At 63.5% G+C, this 19833-nt stretch carries 20 protein-coding genes; 17 read left to right on the top strand and 3 right to left on the bottom strand.

What is annotated here, in order from left to right; genetic code table 11:
• Window positions 1-49 precede the first annotated feature (49 nt).
• The 10 genes from AC1DYC_RS25300 to AC1DYC_RS25255 all read left to right on the top strand — a co-directional run bounded on the left by AC1DYC_RS25300 (window position 50) and on the right by AC1DYC_RS25255 (window position 8866).
• Entirely contained in the window at window positions 50-1081 is a 1032-nt protein-coding gene (locus AC1DYC_RS25300) for a LacI family DNA-binding transcriptional regulator (RefSeq protein ID WP_352561264.1), read from the top strand.
• 297 nt (window positions 1082-1378) lie between these two features.
• Complete coding sequence (locus AC1DYC_RS25295; RefSeq protein WP_477308458.1) at window positions 1379-2320, top strand: sugar ABC transporter substrate-binding protein; 942 nt, start codon at window positions 1379-1381, stop codon at window positions 2318-2320.
• A gap of 112 nt (window positions 2321-2432) precedes the next feature.
• Complete coding sequence (locus AC1DYC_RS25290; RefSeq protein ID WP_477410494.1) at window positions 2433-3509, top strand: ABC transporter permease; 1077 nt, start codon at window positions 2433-2435, stop codon at window positions 3507-3509.
• A 2-nt stretch (window positions 3510-3511) separates the two neighbouring features.
• Window positions 3512-4279: an ATP-binding cassette domain-containing protein gene (locus AC1DYC_RS25285; RefSeq protein WP_112559919.1), complete on the top strand. Its 768-nt coding sequence runs from the start codon at window positions 3512-3514 to the stop codon at window positions 4277-4279.
• 125 nt (window positions 4280-4404) lie between these two features.
• A complete protein-coding gene (gene iolG / locus AC1DYC_RS25280; protein WP_477410493.1) occupies window positions 4405-5400 on the top strand; it encodes an inositol 2-dehydrogenase in 996 nt (331 codons plus the stop codon).
• Between the two features lie 33 nt (window positions 5401-5433).
• On the top strand, window positions 5434-6228 hold the full coding sequence (locus AC1DYC_RS25275; RefSeq protein ID WP_477410492.1) for an SDR family oxidoreductase: 795 nt from the start codon (window positions 5434-5436) through the stop codon (window positions 6226-6228).
• An 87-nt stretch (window positions 6229-6315) separates the two neighbouring features.
• On the top strand, window positions 6316-6552 hold the full coding sequence (locus AC1DYC_RS25270) for a type II toxin-antitoxin system Phd/YefM family antitoxin (RefSeq protein ID WP_477410491.1): 237 nt from the start codon (window positions 6316-6318) through the stop codon (window positions 6550-6552).
• Between the two features lie 193 nt (window positions 6553-6745).
• Window positions 6746-7837: a 3-deoxy-7-phosphoheptulonate synthase gene (locus tag AC1DYC_RS25265; RefSeq protein ID WP_477410490.1), complete on the top strand. Its 1092-nt coding sequence runs from the start codon at window positions 6746-6748 to the stop codon at window positions 7835-7837.
• A 176-nt stretch (window positions 7838-8013) separates the two neighbouring features.
• Window positions 8014-8373, top strand: a complete 360-nt coding sequence (locus AC1DYC_RS25260) for an ArsR/SmtB family transcription factor (RefSeq protein WP_477410489.1) — start codon at window positions 8014-8016, stop codon at window positions 8371-8373.
• Window positions 8351-8866, top strand: a complete 516-nt coding sequence (locus tag AC1DYC_RS25255; RefSeq protein WP_477410488.1) for an SRPBCC domain-containing protein — start codon at window positions 8351-8353, stop codon at window positions 8864-8866. Before AC1DYC_RS25260 ends, AC1DYC_RS25255 begins: the two co-directional genes overlap by 23 nt.
• A gap of 122 nt (window positions 8867-8988) precedes the next feature.
• Here AC1DYC_RS25255 and AC1DYC_RS25250 read toward each other — a convergent pair whose 3' ends face one another.
• Window positions 8989-9624, bottom strand: a complete 636-nt coding sequence (locus AC1DYC_RS25250) for a LysE family translocator (RefSeq protein ID WP_477410487.1) — start codon at window positions 9622-9624, stop codon at window positions 8989-8991.
• 128 nt (window positions 9625-9752) lie between these two features.
• Between AC1DYC_RS25250 and AC1DYC_RS25245 the strand changes: the two genes are divergently transcribed.
• Window positions 9753-10454: a helix-turn-helix transcriptional regulator gene (locus AC1DYC_RS25245; protein WP_477410486.1), complete on the top strand. Its 702-nt coding sequence runs from the start codon at window positions 9753-9755 to the stop codon at window positions 10452-10454.
• A gap of 11 nt (window positions 10455-10465) precedes the next feature.
• On the opposite strand, the gene AC1DYC_RS25240 is transcribed toward AC1DYC_RS25245, so the two are convergent.
• Complete coding sequence (locus tag AC1DYC_RS25240; RefSeq protein ID WP_477410485.1) at window positions 10466-11575, bottom strand: Gfo/Idh/MocA family protein; 1110 nt, start codon at window positions 11573-11575, stop codon at window positions 10466-10468.
• Between the two features lie 154 nt (window positions 11576-11729).
• On the opposite strand from AC1DYC_RS25240, the gene AC1DYC_RS25235 reads away from it, so the two are divergent.
• Window positions 11730-12575, top strand: a complete 846-nt coding sequence (locus AC1DYC_RS25235) for a MurR/RpiR family transcriptional regulator (protein WP_477410553.1) — start codon at window positions 11730-11732, stop codon at window positions 12573-12575.
• Here the strand turns inward: AC1DYC_RS25235 and AC1DYC_RS25230 are convergent.
• Window positions 12572-13462 carry an AraC family transcriptional regulator gene (locus AC1DYC_RS25230; protein ID WP_477410484.1) on the bottom strand — a complete coding sequence of 297 codons (891 nt, stop codon included), beginning with the start codon at window positions 13460-13462 and terminating at the stop codon, window positions 12572-12574. The genes AC1DYC_RS25235 and AC1DYC_RS25230 overlap by 4 nt on opposite strands.
• A gap of 139 nt (window positions 13463-13601) precedes the next feature.
• On the opposite strand from AC1DYC_RS25230, the gene AC1DYC_RS25225 reads away from it, so the two are divergent.
• From AC1DYC_RS25225 to AC1DYC_RS25205, 5 genes are all read left to right on the top strand, one after another.
• Window positions 13602-14330, top strand: coding sequence for an SDR family oxidoreductase (locus tag AC1DYC_RS25225; RefSeq protein ID WP_477410483.1), 729 nt, complete (start codon window positions 13602-13604; stop codon window positions 14328-14330).
• A 274-nt stretch (window positions 14331-14604) separates the two neighbouring features.
• Window positions 14605-16539 (top strand): bifunctional 5-dehydro-2-deoxygluconokinase/5-dehydro-2-deoxyphosphogluconate aldolase, encoded by a 1935-nt coding sequence (locus tag AC1DYC_RS25220; RefSeq protein WP_477410482.1) that lies wholly within the window; start codon window positions 14605-14607, stop codon window positions 16537-16539.
• A gap of 32 nt (window positions 16540-16571) precedes the next feature.
• Window positions 16572-18422, top strand: a complete 1851-nt coding sequence (gene iolD, locus AC1DYC_RS25215) for a 3D-(3,5/4)-trihydroxycyclohexane-1,2-dione acylhydrolase (decyclizing) (RefSeq protein ID WP_477410481.1) — start codon at window positions 16572-16574, stop codon at window positions 18420-18422.
• 147 nt (window positions 18423-18569) lie between these two features.
• The gene (gene iolE / locus AC1DYC_RS25210) at window positions 18570-19487 is read left to right on the top strand and encodes a myo-inosose-2 dehydratase (RefSeq protein ID WP_477410480.1); all 918 of its coding nucleotides are present in this window, start codon (window positions 18570-18572) and stop codon (window positions 19485-19487) included.
• Window positions 19488-19529: 42 nt separating this feature from the next.
• A complete protein-coding gene (locus AC1DYC_RS25205) occupies window positions 19530-19778 on the top strand; it encodes a DUF3329 domain-containing protein (protein ID WP_477410479.1) in 249 nt (82 codons plus the stop codon).
• The last annotated feature ends 55 nt before the right edge of the window (window positions 19779-19833 follow it).

Genomic DNA, 19833 nt, shown 5'->3' with positions numbered 1-19833 from the left:
ATTTCATATCAGAATGAGGTAATCTCAATTCGCAAGCAGCGGAGGATCCATGGCAAAGCGGCCAACCATCACCGATCTGGCGCGCATCTCCGGCGTCAGCGTCGCCACCGTCGACCGGGTGCTGAACAACCGGCTGCCGGTGCGCGAGGAAACCGCGCGCCGTGTCTATGAGGCCGCGACCGGTATCGGCTATCACGCCGCCGGGCTGATCAAGCAGCGCATGCGCCAGGAATTGCCGGAATACCGACTCGGCTTTCTGCTGCTGCGCGGCAATGATGTCTTCTACGGCGATTTCGCGCGGGAACTGGAAGTGGCGGTCTCGCAATCGCAGCGCTTTCGCGGCGTCGCCACCATCGACTTCGCCAGTTCGCTCGCCGCCGACGAGATCGCCGCCCAGATGCGCAGACTGGCGGCGAAATCCCGGGCCATCGCCGTTGTCGGCCCGGACCATCCGACGTTGACGGCGGCGGTGGAGGCGCTGAAGGCGAGGGGGCAACCGGTCTTCTCGCTGCTGTCGGACTTTGCCGCCGGCATCCGAGAGGGCTATGTCGGCCTCGACAACCGCAAGGTCGGTCGCACTGCGGCCTGGATGATCGCCAAGGCGGCGCCGAAGCCCGGCAAGGTCGCCCTTTTCGTCGGCAGCCATCGCTTCCACGGCCATGAACTGCGCGAGATCGGCTTTCGCTCTTTCTTCCGCGAACACGCGCCGGAGTTTACCGTGATGGAAACGCTGGTCAATCTGGAAGCCAACCAGGTGACCCACGATGCGATGATCGATCTCCTGGCGCGCTATCCGGATCTTGCCGGCTGCTACGTCGCCGGCGGCGGCATGGAAGGTGCGGTCTCGGCGCTGCGGGCGGCGAAGCCGGCAAACATGCCGGTGGTCGTCTGCAACGAGATCAACGCCGAATCGCGCGCAGCACTCGCCGACAACATCCTGACCATGGTGATCTCGACACCGCTCGCCGCTCTGTGCCGCGAGCTCGTCGGGCTGATGGCGCATGCCATCGAGGCCGGCGCCGCCAATGCGCCGGGCCAGACCTTTCTGCCCTTCGACATCTACGTGCCGGAAAACATTTGACCCTCGCCGGCGAGAGTCGGCCCGGAAATGATAGAATCTATCAGAGCGAGCCGAAAATCCGCCATCCGACCGCGGAATCACCCTTGACGTCGCGGCGGAAAATGGAATAAAAATTTCACCAGCTAGGGATTTTGGTTCTTTCGTTCCGGAACATCTGTTTCAAACAGGGAGCCTGGCGTTCCAATCCTTGGAAAACGCCATCCGGAACAAGGACGACATCAGGGAGAGATTCCTCGGGCGATCGGGGATTCCGGGTAGATCGGTGCAGCCGGACACCAAATGTGGAGGAGAAACACAATGAAGAAACTGATTTTGGGCGTCGCCTTCGCGGCGCTGATGAGTTCGTCCGCTTTTGCCGCCAAGATCGGCGTGTCGATGGCTAAGTTCGACGACAACTTCCTGACCGTGCTGCGCAACGGCATGATCGAGCAGGCCAAGGGCATGAGCGGCGTTGAGTTGCAGGTCGAAGACGCGCAGAACGACGTCGCCAAGCAGCTCGACCAGATCAAGAACTTCGCCGCCTCGGGCGTCGACGCCATCATCGTCAACCCGGTCGACACCTCGGCCACGCAGGCGATGTCGGACGCTGCCGCAGCCGCCAAGATCCCGCTGGTCTATGTCAACCGCGAGCCGGTCAACGTCGACACGCTGCCCGACAACCAGGCCTTCGTCGCTTCGAACGAGGCCGATTCCGGCACGCTCGAGACCAAGGAAGTCTGCCGCCTGTTCACCGAGGCCGGCAAGAAGGAAGCCAATGTCTATGTCATCATGGGCGAGCTTTCCAACCAGGCCGCCGTGCAGCGTACCAAGGACATCGACGATGTCATCGCCACGCCGGAGTGCAGCTTCATCAAGATCATCGACAAGCAGACCTCGAACTGGAACCGCGACGAGGCGCAGAACCTGATGACCAACTGGCTCTCGACCGGCAAGCCGTTCGACGGCGTCATCGCCAACAATGACGAAAGCGCCATCGGCGCCATCCAGGCGATGAAGGCTGCCAACGTCGACATGAAGGCGGTCGTCGTCGGCGGCGTCGATGCCACGCAGGACGCTCTGGCCGCAATGCAGGCCGGCGACCTCGACGCAACCGTCTTCCAGGACGCGGCCGGCCAGGGCGCCGGTGCTCTGGACGCAGCCCTGAAGCTCGCCAAGGGCGAGAAGGTCGAGCACAAGGTCTATGTGCCCTTCCAGCTCGTGACGCCGGCTAACATCGACAAGTTCCTGAAGAAGAACTGAGGCAAGCGCTTCGCTCGAACAACGGAGCGGCGCATCAACATCCGCGCCGCTCTTGTCTCCCTCACCGCCCTGACGGGCGGGAGGGCAGGTGCGGCCTCACGGAGGACAAGACATGGCACAGACATCGCATGGCGTCGGCGGGGTCAGCTATGACGCGAAGAAGCGGACATGGCCGGCCGAATTCAACGTCTTCCTGGCGCTCGTCATCCTCGTTATCGTCTTCGAACTGATCGGCCGCATCTTTCTCGGCGACAGCTTCCTGTTCAACACCCGCGACAACGTCGCCGGCATCTTCAATGAGGCCCGCCTGCAGATCATCATCCTGCAGGTGTCGATCGTCGGCATCATCGCCATTGGCGTCACGCAGGTGATCATCTGCGGCGGCATCGATCTGTCCTCGGGCTCGATTGTCGGCGCCACCGCCATGATCGCCATGAGTTTCGCCCAGGTGGCGACGGTCAACGGCAACCCCAACCCCAAGGCGATGTTCCTGGCGCAAGGCTGGACCGACCTGCCGGTCATCGTGCCGGTGCTGGTCGCGATCGGCTGCGGCATGCTCGCCGGCCTGATCAACGGCTCGTTGATCGCCTACACACGCATCCCGCCCTTCATCGCCACGCTCGGCATGATGATCACCGCGCGCGGCATTGCCAAATGGTGGTCCAAGGGCCAGCCGATCTCGTTTCCCACCGACAGTTTTGCCGCCATCAGCACCGGCTCGAGGCCGGTCATCATCTTCCTGGCGCTGGCGGTGCTGTTTCAGCTGATCCTGACCTATACGCGCTACGGCAAGCATTGTTATGCCATCGGATCCAATGAGGATGCCGCGCGCATGTCCGGCATCAAGATCCCCAACCACAAGATCCTCGTTTACACGATCGCGGGCATTCTTGCCTCGCTCGCCGCCGTCGTGCTGTGCTCCAAGAACCTGACGGCGCAGTCCGGCATGGGGGTGATGTATGAGCTCGACGCCATCGCCATGGCGGTCATCGGCGGCGTCTCGCTGTCGGGCGGTCGCGGCTCGATCATCGGCACGGTGATCGGCGCGCTGATCTTCGGCGTCATCATTTCCGGCTTCACCTTCCTGCGCCTCGACGCCTACTATCAGGAGATGGTGAAGGGCGTGATCATCGTCGGCGCGGTCGTGCTCGACCAGTGGCGTCAACGCATGCGGGCATTGAGGGCTTGACCATGTCAGACATCGTCCTGAAGACCGAAAACCTCACCAAGCGCTATGGCGGCGTGCATGCGCTGGAAGGCGCAAACTTCGAGCTGCGCAAGGGCGAACATGTCGCCATCATGGGCGACAACGGCGCCGGCAAGTCGACCTTCGTGCGCCAGATCACCGCTGTCGAGCAGCGCACCAGCGGTCAGATCTGGTTCGACGGCAAGGAAGTGAATTTTGCCGGGCCGATCGAGGCCCGCACCGCGGGCATCGAAACCGTGTTCCAGAACCTGGCGCTCGCCGATGATCTCGACGTGCCGTCGAACCTGTTCCTCGGCCGCGAAAAGGTGCTGTTCAATCTCGGACCGTTCTCGATCCTCGACCGCAAATACATGCGCAAGGCGACGGAAGCCGCGCTGATCCGTACCGCGGTGAAAATCCCCAACCTGTCCAACACCATCCGCCACATGTCGGGCGGCCAGCGCCAGTGCGTGGCGATCGCACGGACCGCGACCTTCGCCTCCAAGCTGATCATCATGGACGAGCCGACGGCAGCCCTTGGCGTGCAGGAAACGGCGCAGGTCGAAAACATCATCCGCACGCTGAAGGACAATGGCGAGCCGCTGATCCTGATCAGCCATAATATGCGTCAGGTGTTCGACCTGTGCGACCGCATCGTCGTCTTCCGGCGCGGCCGCATCGTCGCCAACCTGCGCAAGGAAAACACCGACGGCAACGACATCGTCTCCTATATCACCGGCGCCAAGACCGGGGAGGCGGAACTCGCGGCCTGAACAGGGCGGTCACCCGGTTTTCCGGGACGATCTGCCGCGCTCAGAAATCACGTTGCCACCTTTCCCTGACAGGAAGGGGAGACACAACTCTCTCTCTCGACCCATCCCCCTAGAGGAAATACCCCATGACTGTTCGTTTCGCCCTCCTCGGTGCCGGCCGCATCGGCAAGGTCCACGCCCGCGCCGTCGGCTCCAACCCGCAGGCCAAACTGGTGGCCGTCGCCGATGCCTTCGAGAAGGCAGCGACCGAGCTGGCATCAGCCTATGGCGCCGAAGTGCGCAGCATAGATGCCATCGAGAAATCCAAGGACATCGACGCCGTCGTCATCTGCACGCCGACCGATACCCATGCCGATCTGATCGAGCGCTTCGCCAAGGCCGGCAAGGCGATCTTCTGCGAGAAGCCGATCGACCTCGATGTCAAGCGCGTGGAAAAATGCCTGGCCGTGGTCGACAAGGCCAAGGCAACGCTGATGGTCGGCTTCAACCGCCGCTTCGATCCGCATTTCGCTGCCGTGCGCAAGGCGATCGACGACGGCGCCGTCGGCACCGTCGAAATGGTCACCATCACCTCGCGCGATCCGGGCGCGCCGCCGATCGACTACATCAAGCGCTCGGGCGGCATCTTTCGCGATATGACCATCCATGACTTCGACATGGCGCGCTTCCTGCTCGGCGAAGAGGTGGTGGCGGTCAGCGCCCATGCCTCGGTGCTCGTCGACAAGAAGATCGGCGAGGCCGGCGATTTCGACTCGGTCAGCGTCATCCTCGAGACCGCGTCCGGCAAGCAGGCCGTCATCTCCAACTCGCGCCGCGCCACCTATGGCTACGACCAGCGCATCGAGGTGCATGGCTCCAAGGGCATGGTCGCCGCCGAAAACCAGCGGCCGGTGTCGATCGAGGTCGCCAACGATAAGGGCTATACCCGCCCGCCGCTGCACGACTTCTTCATGACCCGCTATCTCGACGCCTATGCCATCGAGATCGCCGCCTTCATCGCCGCCGCAACCTCGGGCAAGAAGGCATCGCCGAGCGGCGCCGACGGCCTCGTGGCGCTGAAGCTGGCCGATGCTGCGCTGAAGTCGGCAACGACTGGCAAGACCGTCCGCCTCGACAAGTAAGAGCAATTAGGAAGAACCTACGGGAGCAGAGCGATGAGCGCATCAGCCGATCGCAATTCGAACACACGCGCCATCGTCACCGGCGGCGCGCAAGGCATCGGCTTTGCCGTTGCCGAGGCACTGGCCGACGAAGGCTGCAGGGCATTGGCGCTGATCGGCCGCTCGCAGGAGAAGGGCGACAAGGCCGTCGCCCATTTCAAGAAGGCCGGCGTCGACGCGATCTTCATCAGCGCCGATGTCTCGAAAGTGGCCGACTGCAAGCGCGCAGTCGCCACCGCGATCTCGCATTTCGGCACCATCAACGCGCTGGTCAACGCCGCTGCCACGTCCGCGCGGGGCTCGCTGGTCGAAACATCGGAAGAACTTTTCGATCAGATATTCGACACCAATGTGCGGGGCCCCTTCTTCCTGATGCAAGGCTTGGTCGCCCATCTCCTGGAGCGCAAGGCGCCGGGCTCCATCGTCAACGTGCTGTCGATGTCGGCCCATGCCGGCCAGTCGTTCCTGACGCCCTATTCGACCAGCAAGGGCGCGCTGATGACTCTGACCAAGAATGTCGCCAGCTCCTATCGGAAGAACCGCATCCGCTGCAATGCCGTGCTGCCCGGCTGGATGGACACAGAGGGCGAGGCGATCGTGCAGAAGAAATGGCATGACGCGCCCGACGACTGGCTGGAAAAGGCCGAAGCCGCGCAGCCGATGGGCCAGTTGGTCAAGCCGGACCAACTCGCCCGGCTGATCAGCTACATGATCAGCCCGCAGGCCGGCGTCATGACCGGCTCGCTCGTCGACTATGACCAGAACATTGCCGGGGTGATCGGCGAGTAGGCGCAATCGATTAGCCTCGCGCCCTGTTGCGACAGCACCGGCATTCCCACATAGTCCGTGACGTCAGCACGGTCATGGGGGTGAGAAATGCAATCTGCGCCCAGAGATATCAACTGGACTGTCACAAGGGCAAAGGCCCAGCTCTCAGAGGTGATCGACCGCGCACAGTCGGCGCCGCAGACGATCACCAGAAACGGCAAACCAATCGTGGTTGTCGTTTCGGTCGAAGAATGGCAGCGCAAGACCGCGCGAAAAGGTACCCTGGCAGAGTTCCTTCTGAACTCGCCGTTGCGCGGCGCCGATCTCCTTGCATCACCCACGTGACAAACACCCCCGCATCGACTATATGAGCCTCATGATCAACCTGTCCGCCACCTATTGGTACTTTAGCAGCTCGCTGGCGGCGGGAGGATTGCGCTCGATCTGAAGATTGCAGCAACAAGTCCGAACAGCCGCCAGACCTGGCGGCTTTTTTGTTTCAGCCGGCAGGTCTCCTAAAAAACAGGAGCAGAAAGCCGTGTTGACCACCACAGACGACCTCCGGGTCACCGAAATCAGGGCATTGAGCACACCAGATGAGGTGATGCGCGAGATACCGCGCACGCTGACGGCGACGCGCACCGTCGCCACGTCGCGCAACGCCATCCATTCCATCCTTACGGGGGCCGACGATCGACTGCTTGTCATCGTTGGCCCTTGTTCCATCCACGATCCGGTCGCGGCCGTTGACTATGCCAGCCGTCTGGCGGCGCTGCGCGAGACCCTGTCCGACCGGCTCGAGATCGTCATGCGCGTCTATTTCGAGAAGCCGCGCACCACGGTCGGCTGGAAGGGCCTGATCAACGATCCCGACCTCGATGGCAGTTTCAACATCGAGAAAGGATTGCGCATGGCGCGCAACGTCTTGTCGGCGGTCAACAATCTCGGCCTGCCGGCAGCGACCGAGTTCCTCGATATGACCATCCCGCAATACATTGCCGACCTCGTCGCCTGGGGCGCCATCGGCGCGCGCACCACCGAGAGCCAGATCCACCGCGAACTGGCATCGGGCCTGTCCTGCCCGGTCGGCTTCAAGAACGGCACCGACGGCAATTTGCGGATCGCCGCCGAGGCGGTGAAATCGGCCGCCCAGCCGCACCATTTCATGGCGGTGACCAAGGGCGGACGCAGCGCAATTGCCGCAACCACCGGCAATGAGGACTGCCATGTCATCCTGCGCGGCGGCGTTCAGCCGAATTATGATGCGGCAAGCGTCGAAGCGGCCTCGGTCGAACTCGCCCGCATCGGTGTCGCGCCGCGGTTGATGATCGATATCAGCCACGCCAACTCGAGCAAGAAGCCGGAGAACCAGCCCAAGGTGGCGGCCGCTGTCGCCGGCCAGGTGGCGGCCGGCGACGAGCGCATCGTCGGTGTCATGATCGAGAGCAATCTCGTCGCCGGCCGCCAGGATGTTGTAGCAGGCAAGCCGCTTACCTACGGCCAGAGCATCACCGATGGCTGCATCGACTGGGCGACCACCGAGACCGTGTTGCACGGCCTTGCCGGCGCCGTCGAATGGCGCCGCTCGGCCCGCCGCGCCATGATGGAGAACCGGCAGGGCGCCGCCTGATACGAGGCGATGTGGGAAGGGCGGCGGTTCGAAATCCAGCCAGGATTGCGCCGCCCTAGGGTCTGAGGATCGCCCAGTCGATCTGCATCGAAACGAAGTCGATTTGAGGCGCTCGGCAACGCAGCGCTGCGCCTCCCCTTGCACGCCGGCAACCCGTCTGCTAAATACTGAACCATATGGTTCAGTATTCCGACTTGGATGCCTCGTTCGCCGCGCTCTCGGACGCCACCCGGCGTGGCGTTCTGGAGCAGCTCGGACGCGCAGACGCTTCGATCACCGAGCTTGCCGGGAAGTTCCACATGACCCTCACGGGCATGAAGAAGCACGTCGGCGTCCTGGAGCAGGCGGGGCTCGTCACCACGCGGAAGGTCGGCCGCGTGCGGACCTGCAAGCTCGGCCTGCGCGGACTGGGGGAAGAGGCGGCCTGGATCGAGCGGCACCGCCAACTCTGGGACGCGCGCTTCGACGAGTTGGACAAGGTCGTCGAGGAATTGAACCGGAAGGAGAAAGCCGATGCACGAAAGAACCGAGAGTGAGCCCATGAATAGCCGCACGACGGTCGAGCGGAAATCCGAGCGTGAGCTGGTCGTCACGCGAACCGTCAACGGCCCGGCGCGTATCGTGTTCGAGGCGTGGACCAAGCCCGAGCTGTTCAAGCGGTGGTGGGTGCCGAAGTCGATGGGCATGTTCCTGCGTTCCTGCGAGATGGATGCTCGTACCGGGGGCACATACCGTCTGGTGTTCGGCCACGATGCCTCAAAGTCTGACGAGTTCTTCGGCAGGTATATCGAAGTGATACCGCACTCGCGCATCGTCTGGACCAATGACGAAGGTGGTGACGGTGGGCCTGTCACCACGGTGACCTTCGAGGAAAAAGGTGGCAAGACGCTGGTGGTCATGCACGAGCTCTATCCCTCGAAGGAGGCTCTCGACGCGGCCGGCACCGGGGCGGCGGATGCGATGGGCGAGACGTTCGAGCAACTGGACCAGCTTCTTGTCGCCTTGGGCGTGAGCGTGGGACGGTCATGAAGTCGTCGATCTCGCGGGCGGGGCCGCTGCCGCCCTCGACGACAAGACCGGGACTGTGATCCGCAAGCGCAGCGCCGAGACGGATCCTGGGAAGAAACGCGGCGTGATCGCTTGGTCGGAGATCACGCCGCCCTCAGCCCCTCCCATGCCGTGAACACCGAAACCGCAAAAAGCAGCAGCCCGGCTGCCCGCCCTGCAAAAGCGGTCGCCCGCGGATTGGCGACCAGCAGGTTCCGGCTGCGGCCGGCCGTGATGGCCAGCCCGCCATAGATCGCGGCCTGGGTCAGCACCGTCAGCAGCCCCATGATCGTCGCCTGCATCCAGATCGCGCCGTAATCCGGCTTCAGGAACTGCGGGTAGACGGCAATCACGAACAGATACGCCTTCGGGTTGATCAGGCAGGTCACTAAACCCTGGCGAAATGCCTTCCATGCCGAGCGGCTGCCGGCGGGCCCGTCATGGCCGACAGTGATGGAGCTGCGCATCAGCGTGATGCCGATGAAGGCCATGTAAGCGGCGCCGGCCAGCAGCAACGGCTTGAACAGGATCGGCACGAAATGCATCAGCAGACCGACGCCGATAGCGCCGTTCAGCGTGTGCACGATGCCGCCGACCATAATGCCGCCGGTGGCGGCCAGGCCCCTGTCGCGCCCACCGGTCAGCGCATTGGCAAGCACGAACAGCATATCCATGCCGGGCACGATGATGATGCCGAACAGCAGGATAAAGAAGAGCCAGAGATTTTCTGCATAACTCATGTCAGTTGCCTGTCGCTTCCTGCTGGAGTGCCATTGAGGAATTTGTTGATTTTCAAGCCGATAGGCAGTCCAATAGATCATCCCAACTGACGGGGATGTGTCAGTAGCGTTTTGATCCGGGAGAGGAAATGCGCAAGGCGTCGCGCCTGTTCGAGATCATCCAGATCCTGCGGCTGGCACGGCAGCCGGTGACGGCGGCCATGATTGCCGAGCAGCTGGAAGTGACGGTGCGCTCGATCTATCGCGACATCGCAGCACTGCAAGCGATGCGCGTGCCGATCGAAGGCGGGCGCGGCATCGGTTATATACTGCGACCCGGCTTCGACCTGCCGCCGCTGATGTTTTCGATCGAGGAAATGGAGGCGATCGTGTTGTCGCTGGCGTTGCTCGAACGCACCGGCGACAGCGAACTCAAGCAGGCGGCCAAGCGCGTCAGCACCAAGATCGCCGGTGCGGTGCCGCCGCCCTTGCGCCAGGCGTTCGACGCCAATGCGCTGCATGTCTGGGGTTTTGCCGCGCCCGCAATCGGCACCATCGATCTGGCGCTGGTGCGCCGTGCCATCCGCGACGAGGAGAAGCTCGACCTCTCCTATCGCGACGAAATGGGCCGCGCCTCCGAACGCCTGATCCGCCCGATCGCGCTGATCTACTATGCCGAGACCGCCAACATCGTCGCCTGGTGCGAATTGCGCCAGGCGATCCGCAATTTCCGCAGCGACCGCATCGAGGATTGCCAGCCGACCGGCCTGCGCTTCAAGGGCGAAGGCGATCGCTTGCGACAGGTCTGGGTCGACGGCTGGGAGACGAACGCTGTGGCCGCGACCGGGTGAAGTGAGCGGTTCTACCGCACATCCACCCAGCGCTTTTCGTTGAACGATCTTGCCATGGCGTGCACGGTGCGCTCGATCTCCAGCCCTTCGGCGAACTCGATCACCCGCGCCGGCTTGCCGGCAAGCCGCGTCAGCAATTCGTGGCATTCGATGATCTTGAGGTCGTTGAAGCCGAGGCCGTGGCCTGGCGCCGGCAGGAAGGCGTCATAGGGCTTGTGGTGCGGCGCTACCAATATGGTGCGATAGCCCTGCTCTGTCGGGCGGTCGGCGGTGACGTAGAGCTGGATTTCGTTCATCCGCTCCTGGTCAAACAGGATCGAGCCCTTGGAGCCGAAAATCTGGATGGCGATGCGGCCCTTGCGGCCCCAGGCGGAACGGTTGACCAGCAGCGTGCCGGCAATGCCGTTTTCCAGATGCATCAGCACGCTGGCAACGTCGTAGGTTTCGACCGCGCGGCGCCCGCCGGCGGCCAGCTTGCGGTCGGCATAGGGCTTGGCCATGTCGCAGATGACACTGGCGACGCGGCCGAACAGAGTGGAGACCAGCGACAGCGGATGCACGGCGAAATCGTCGAGCGCGCCGTAGCCGGACGCCGCCTCATGCTTCCAGAAGAACAGTGCTTCCGGGTCGGCCATAAAATCCTCGTCCATCTCGATGCGCAGATGGTTGACCTCGCCGATGATCTTCTCGTCGAGCAGCGCGCCGATGTGGCGGATCGCCGGGCTCTGAATGTAATTGTAGCCCAGCGCCGCAACCTTGCCGGACTTCTTCGCCGCGGCTGCCATCGCCTCGGCCTCGGCGAAACTCGGCGCCATCGGCTTTTCGCACCACAAATGCTTGCCGGCTTCGAGGATGGCGATGGCCATTTCCGGATGGAACTGGTTGGGCGTGGTCAAGGAGACGATGTCGACCTCGGGGTCGTTGACCACGGCGCGCCAGTCGCCGGAGGCCTTGGCGAAGCCGAACTCGCCCGCCTTGCGTTTGGCGAGCTCCTCATTGACCTCGCCGAGATGAACCAGTTTTGGCTTGGCGACATCGGGAAAGACGGCGCCGACGGCACTCCACGCTATGGCGTGGCACTTGCCCATGAAACCCGTGCCGATAAGACCGACGCCGACCATTTCTTTTCTCCCAATGCCAAAAGCGACCGGTGGATGAATTAGTCCATTTTTTCTCGGAATGGAATGTCTGCCTCATTTTTTATGGCGTTCTTGCGCAGGCTCGCTATGATGGGGCACAGAGGACGTTTCACGGATGAGCTTGGACGGGCCGACGATGGACGAACGGATACCTCGCGACTTCGAGACGCTGCGCGCCACGATCCTCGATCGCCGCGAAACCTTGCCCAAGCGCATCGCCCAGATCGCCGCCTATGCGCTCGACAATCCCGACGACATCGCCTTCGGCACCGCCGCCAGCATCGCCGCTTCGGCCGGCGTGCAACCCTCGACCCTGATCCGCTTTGCCCAGCAGCTTGGCTTTGACGGCTTTACCAGCCTGCAGCAGGTGTTTCGCGAGCGCCTGCGCGAACGCAACTCCTCGTATGATGAACGCTTGCAGGCGCTGCGCGCCAAGGCCGATGCGGGTGCGGGCCACCGCGCCATTTTCGACGGCTTCGTCGCCGCTGCCAGCACCTCGCTCAACGACATTTCGCGCGCGCTGGACGAAGCGCATCTGGAAGACGCCATCTCGCTGCTGGCCAAGGCCGAGACCATCTATGTGCTCGCCAAGCGCCGCTCCTATCCGGTGGCAAGCTACATCGCCTACGCGCTGGGCAAGCTGAAAATCCGCAACCAGCTGATCGAATCGGCCGCTGGGCTGAACGCCGAAATGGTCGCATTCGCCACCGCGGCGGACGCCGTCATCGCCATCAGCTTCTCGCCCTACGCGCCGGCCACCATCGAGGAAGCCCGCACCATTTCCGAACAGGGGGTGCCGATCGTCGCCATCACCGACAGCTCTTTTTCGCCGCTGGCGCAGTTCGCCAGGGTCTGGTTCGAAGTCGCCGAGGCCGATTTCGCCGGCTTCCGCTCGCTGTCGGCCACCATGGCGCTGGCCATGGCGTTGACCGTCGGCGTCGGCGAGAAGCGGCGCAGCACCGGGCGTAAGCGTAAGGCCTAGATCACCTCTGCCGCCGCCTCGCCTGCCGCCGAAAGCCGCGCCGCATCACGCGCCGGCGGCGACCCGAACTGGCGGGCATATTCCCGGCTGAACTGGGAAGCGCTCTCATAGCCGACGGCAAAAGCGACGCTGGCAACATTGCCCGGTTGGGCAAGCAGCAGATGGCGGGCCTCCAGCAGCCTTATCTGTTTCTGATACTGGATCGGGCTCATCGCCGTCGCCGCCTTGAAGTGACGGTAAAAGGCAGCCTCGCTCATATGGGCGATCTGGGCGAGATCGCTTACCCGGATCGGCTGATGGCAATGCGTCCGGATCCAGGCGATCGCCTGGCCGATGCGGGACAGATGGCCATCGGTGCGCGCCAGCTGGCGCAGCTTTTCCCCTTGCGGCCCCTGCAGCAGCCGAAACAGCAACTCGCGTTCAAGCGCGGCCGCAAGCACGGGTATCTCGGCCGGCCGGTCGAGCAGCCGCATGATGCGACGCAATGCATCGAGCAAATCGTCGTTGACGGGCGAGGTGGAGAAACTGTCGCCGCCAAGCGCCGGCTCGTGCTCGACAAGCAGGGCGGCGACGGCCTGCAGGTCAAGGGCGAAGCCGATGGCGAGGTACGGACGCCCGGCGCTCGCTTCGACGATCTGGCTGATCGTGGGCGTTTCCACCGTGTAGATGAAATAGCTGGCGGGATCGTAGCGCAGAGCCCTGTCGCCGATCAGAACCGTCTTCGCGCCCTGCAGCACGAACAGAATCCCGGAACCCCACACCCCTGCCACCGGTGCCGTGGTGGCTTCGCTGCGGCCGATCGAAACATGCGGGATCGCCGTTCTCACCCGCCGTCCGTTTGCGTGACGGCCGGCAATCTCGATCAGTTCCCGCAAGGCCTCGTTCATGGCGCCAGCATCGTGCATCCAGACGGATGACGCAAGGCGGATGAGAGGATCAGGCAAGAGGAAGAGAGGTTCCGGCGCGCGGCATTGCCGGCGAAGCGCCATCTCTGTGCCTCCGATATGGAGAAATGGAGATATCAAAATGACGACGACGAAAACCGCTGTGGTGACCGGCGCCAACAAGGGCATCGGCCGCGAAATCGCCCGACGGCTGGCGACGATGGGCTTCAAGGTGTGGCTCGGCGCCAGGGATGCCGAGCGTGGCATGACGGCAGAACGAGAATTGCGCGCCGAAGGTCTGGACGTTCAATGGCTTGCGCTTGATGTCACGCAGGACGACAGCGTGGCGGCCGCCGCCAAAATGGTCGGCGCTGAAGGCCCCGGTCTCGACGTGCTGGTCAACAATGCCGGCATCGCCATCAACTACGAGCTGCCGCCGAGCGAGCAGCATCTGGCCGACATCTCGGCAACCTACGAGGTCAATGTCTTCGGGCCGATCCGCGTCACCCAGGCCTTTCTGCCGCTGCTGCTGGCAGCGCCGGCCGCGCGCATCGTCATGGTCAGCAGTTCGACCGGGTCCATCGGCCGCGCGCTCGATTCCGGCACACCGAATCAGGCGGTCAACCTGCTGGGCTACGGCAGCTCCAAGACGGCGCTGAACGCCATCACCGTGGCGTTTGCTCGGGAGCTGGCAGCACGCGGCATCAAAATCAACGCCGCGGCGCCCGGCTACACCGCCACTGACCTCAACGGCTTTAAGGGCCACCGCACCGTGCAGCAGGCGGCTGAGATCGTCATACACCTGGCGACCCTGGATGCCGATGGTCCGAACGCCGGCTATTTCAACGACGATGGTCCGCTCCCCTGGTGAAAGGAGCCGGACGCGAAAGTGCTCCGGCGGCGATCATCCGTAGCACTTTTCCGAGAAGGAATGCTCATTCCATATTGACTATGGATTGGAATTATTATTTCATATTGGCGGCGTCACGCTGCCGCTCGCGCGTGTCCCCCAACTAGGTTGCAAAAGCAATTCCAGCGAAAGTGTGAGCGGTTTCGCGTCCGGAATTGCGTGAAACAAGAGTTAGAGTGGTTCGCCGTGAAACGGCTAGCCGCTCTAACGACAACAAGACTGACGGGAGGTTCCAATGAGCGAAGCCGTGGACGCGAAATACGCTCCGCTCGATGTCATCACCATCGGTCGCGCTTCCGTCGACCTTTATGGCCAGCAGATCGGCTCGCGGCTGGAGGATATCACCTCCTTCGCCAAGTCGGTCGGCGGCTGCCCGGCCAACATCTCGGTTGGCACCGCAAGGCTCGGCCTGCGCTCGGCGCTGCTCACCCGTGTCGGCGACGAGCAGATGGGCCGCTTCATCCGCGAACAGCTGCGGCGCGAAGGCGTCAATGTCGACGGTCTCAAGACCGACAAGGAGCGGCTGACCGCGCTGGTGCTGCTTTCGGTCGAGAGCGAAGGCGTCTCGCCGATGATCTTCTATCGCAGCGACTGCGCCGACATGGCGCTGGCGCCGGAAGACATAGACGAGGCCTTCATCGCCTCGGCCCGTTCCATCGTCGTCACCGGCACGCATTTTTCCCGGCCCAACAGCGACGCCGCCCAGCGCAAGGCGATCCGCATCATCAAGGCCAAGGGCGGCAAGGTGGTGTTCGACATCGACTACCGCCCCAATCTCTGGGGCCTCGCCGGCCATGCCGAAGGCTTTGAGCGCTATGTGAAGTCCGACCGCGTCTCGTCGCAGCTGAAGACGGTGCTGCCCGACTGCGACCTTATCGTCGGCACCGAGGAAGAGATCATGATCGCGTCCGGGGCCGACGATTGCCTGAGCGCGCTGAAGACCATCCGCTCGCTATCCTCGGCAACCATCGTCTTGAAGCGCGGCGCCATGGGCTGCATCGTCTATGACGGGCCGATCAGCGACGACCTCGAAGACGGTATCGTCGGCAAGGGCTTTCCGATCGAGATCTACAATGTGCTCGGCGCCGGCGACGCCTTCATGTCCGGCTTCCTGCGCGGTTGGCTGGGTGGCGAAAACCATGCGACGTCGGCAACCTGGGCCAATGCCTGCGGCGCCTTTGCCGTGTCGCGGCTGCTGTGCGCGCCGGAATATCCGACCTTCGAGGAGCTGCAGTTCTTCCTTAGGAACGGCAGCAAGCATCTCGCTCTGCGCAAGGACGAAGCGATCAACCACATCCATTGGGCGACGACCCGCCGCCGCGACATTCCTTCGATGATGGCGCTCGCCTGCGACCACCGCGTCCAGCTCGAGGACGTCGCGGCCAAGACCGGCGCCGATCCGGCCCGTATCCGCGATTTCAAGGTGCTGGCGGTCAAGGCTGCGGCCAAGGTCGCCGCCGGCCGTGACGGCTACGGCATGCTGATCGACGAGAAGCATGGCCGCGAAGCGATGTTCGAATTCGCCCGCCATCCCTTTGCCTGGCTCGGCCGTCCCGTCGAACTGCCGGGCTCGCGTCCGCTGCGCTTCGAGTTCTCGCAGGACATCGGCTCGCAGCTGGTGGAATGGCCGGTCGATCACTGCATCAAATGCCTGTGCTTCTATCATCCCGACGATCCGGCGGCGCTCAAGGAAGAGCAGCAGCAGAAACTGCGCGCGCTGTTCGAGGCCGCGCGGAAGGTCGGACGCGAATTGCTGGTCGAGATCATCGCCGGCAAGCACGGCACGCTCGACGACACGACGATCCCGCGCGCGCTGGAAGAACTCTATGCGCTCGGCATCAAGCCCGACTGGTGGAAACTCGAACCGCAGGCGTCGGCCGGCGCCTGGGCCAAGATCGAGGCTGTCATCCTCAAGCACGATCCCTGGTGCCGTGGCGTCGTGCTGCTTGGGCTGGAAGCGCCGCAGGACGAGCTGGAAGCTGCCTTCGCCGCCACCGCCAAGGCGCCGATCGTCAAGGGCTTTGCCGTCGGCCGCACCATCTTCGTCCACGCCGCCGAACAGTGGCTGGCCGGCAAAATGTCGGATGACGAAGCGGTCGCCGACATGGCCGCACGCTTCGAACAGTTGACCGAAGCGTGGCTTGCCGCGCGTGGCCGTAAAGCAGCATAAAGGCGCGGCACAGGACTGCGGAGGAAAATACCATGAGCAAGACAATCCGCCTGACGATGGCGCAGGCGCTGACCCGCTTTCTCAGCAAGCAGATGACCGAGATCGACGGCAAGAAAGTGCCTGTTTTCGGCGGCGTCTGGGCGATCTTCGGCCATGGCAATGTCGCCGGCATCGGCGAGGCGCTCTATCAGGTGCGCGACGAACTTCCGACCTTCCGTGCCCACAATGAGCAGGCGATGGCGCATGCGGCGATCGCTTACGGCAAGGCCAATTTCCGCCGCCGCTTCATGGCCGCGACCTCGTCGATCGGCCCAGGCGCGCTCAACATGGTAACGGCGGCAGCGCTCGCCCACGTAAACAGGTTGCCCGTCCTGTTTTTGCCGGGTGACGTCTTCGCCAACCGCATTCCCGATCCGGTGCTGCAGCAGGCCGAGGACTTTTCCGACGGCACGGCAACGGTCAACGACTGCTTCCGTCCGGTGTCGCGCTATTTCGACCGCATCACCCGGCCCGAGCAGATCATTCCGGCGCTGGCGCGCACCATGCAGGTGCTGACCGATCCGGCCGATTGCGGCCCGGTGACGCTGTCGCTCTGCCAGGACGTGCAGGCCGAAGCCTATGACTATCCCGAAAGCTTCTTTGCCGAGCGCGTCTGGCATCAGCGCCGGCCGCGTCCGGACCGTGGCGAACTGGCAGCGGCAGTGGCAGCGCTCAGGGGAGCCAAGAAGCCGCTGATCATTGCCGGTGGCGGCGTGCTCTATTCGCAGGCTTCGGACGAACTGGCGAAATTCGCCGAGGGCGCCCGCATACCGGTCTGCGAGACGCAAGGCGGCAAGTCCTCGCTGCCCGACACCCATCCGCTCAACATGGCGGCGGTCGGCGTCACCGGCACATCGGCCGCCAACCGGCTGGCGGAAGAGGCCGATGTCGTGCTCGCCATCGGCACGCGGCTGCAGGACTTCACCACCGGCTCATGGGCGCTGTTCAAGAACTCCGGCAAGACCATCATCGGCCTCAACGTGCAGCCTTTCGACGCCGGCAAGCACCGCGCTCTGCCACTGGTCGCCGACGCGGCCGAAGGTCTCGCGGAACTCGGTGCGGCTATTAAGGGCTGGAAGGGACCGTCGACATGGACCGACAATTCAGCCACCGGCAAGAAGGAATGGCAAGCCGAAGCCGGCAAGGTGACGGCCTCGACCAACGCCGCCTATCCGTCGGATGCGCAGGTGATCGGCGCCGTGCAGCGCGCTCTGGGATCAGGCGTGACCTTGCTGCATGCCGCCGGCGGTTTGCCCGGCGAATTGCACAAGCTGTGGCAGGCCGGCGCGCCGGGTTCCTACCACGCCGAATACGGCTTCTCGACCATGGGCTACGAGATTGCCGGCGGCCTTGGCGCCAAGATGGCCAAGCCGGATGAAGAGGTCGTCGTCATGATCGGCGACGGCTCCTACCTGATGCTGAATTCTGAGATCGCCACGTCGGTGATGCTCGGCCTGAAGCTGACCATCGTGCTGCTCGACAACAGGGGCTATGGCTGCATCAACCGGCTGCAGATGGCGACCGGCGGCGCCAACTTCAACAATCTCTTGAAGGACTCGCGCCACGAGATCCTGCCCGACATCGACTTTGCCGCGCATGCGGCGAGCATGGGCGCGATATCGGAAAAAGTGCCGTCGATCGCCGGCCTGGAAAACGCGCTGCAAAGGTCAAAAAAGAACGACCGCACCACCGTGCTCGTCATCGACACCGACCCGCTTGTTTCCACCGATGCCGGCGGCCATTGGTGGGATGTGGCGGTGCCGGAAGTCTCCGCGCGCAGCCAGGTCAACGCGGCGCGCAAGGCCTATGACGAAAAGCGGCAGATGCAGACCATCGGCGATTGATACTAAGGCAGCGCCAGCCCCTACCTCCCCCTTGTGGGGAGGTCGGACCGAAGGTCCGGGTGGGGTCTGGCGCCGCACCCCCACCCCGCTGCTTCGCAGCGACCCTCCCCACAAGGGGGAGGGTGAACAAGAATCCGGAGTGACGACTTGAAAGCCAAACTGGGCATGTCCCCCATTGCGTGGTGGAACGACGATCTTGCCGAACTCAGCGACGACGTCTCGCTGGAAGAGTGCCTGCGCCAGTCTCGCTCGGCCGGCTTCACCGGCATGGAAATGGGCCGCCGCTTTCCCAACGACCCCGCTGTCATGCTGCCGATCCTGAAAAAGGCCGACGTGACGCTGTGCGGCGGCTGGTTCTCCGGCACGCTGGTCGATGAGGACATGGGCAAGAACAAGGATCGCATCCAGCCGATGATCGACCTGTTCAAGGCGGTGAATGCGCCTTGCATCGTCTATGGCGAGGTCGGCCGCTCGATCCAGGGCGACCGCTCCAAACCTCTCGCCACCAAGCCGAAGCTGTCGGGCGACGAGATGAAGGCCTATGCAAGGCGGCTGACCGAATTCGGCGAATGGTGCGCCGAGCAAGGCATGCCACTGTCCTATCACCACCACATGGCGGCGGTGGTCGAGACCGAGCCGGAGCTCGATGCCTTCATGCGCCATTCCGGCGACGGCATTCCGCTGCTGCTCGATGCCGGGCATCTGGCCTTTGCCGGCGGCGACGTGCTACGCGCCATCGACAACCACCACAAGCGCATCAGCCATGTCCATGTGAAGGATGTGCGCATGGGCGTCATCGACGGGCTCGACCGCACGAAACAGTCCTTCCTCGACGCCGTGGCGCTCGGCGCCTTCACCGTGCCGGGCGACGGTTCGCTGGATTTCGGCGCCATCGTCCAGCGCTTCGCCGATCATGGCTATGAAGGCTGGTTCGTCGTCGAGGCCGAGCAGGATCCGAAGAAGAACCCGCCGCTGAAGATGGCGCAGGTGGGCCACAAGGAACTGATGCGGGTGATGACGGCCGCCGGCTACACGGTCGAGACCCAAGGCTTTCCCAATGTCTGATGCGACGGTTTCCGCCGCGCCAGCTTGCTGTAGATTGGCCCGATGAAAGATTACGAGCACCCATTCTTCCGGCCGCTGTGGCGGCGCGTTGCCGTCGTCGCCGTCTGCGTGATCTGGGCGATCATCGAATTCGCCTCCGGCACACCGTTCTGGGGCGTCATCGCGCTGGGCTTCGCCGCCTACGCCGTCTGGCAGTTTTTCTATCTCTACAAGCCGGCCGATGAGAACAAGGTAGCACCTGACGAACCCAAGGCGGGCGTGTCGAAGGCAGACACCGAACCGAAGGAATGAAGCGGCCCATGGCTCGGAAGGGCTTGCGGACAGGACACTCGACACCTGGCGAATA

The organism is Mesorhizobium sp. P2_E7 (genome assembly GCF_056403855.1).
Note: the sequence above shows the minus strand (reverse complement) of the source record. Positions and strands in the feature narration are given on the sequence as shown.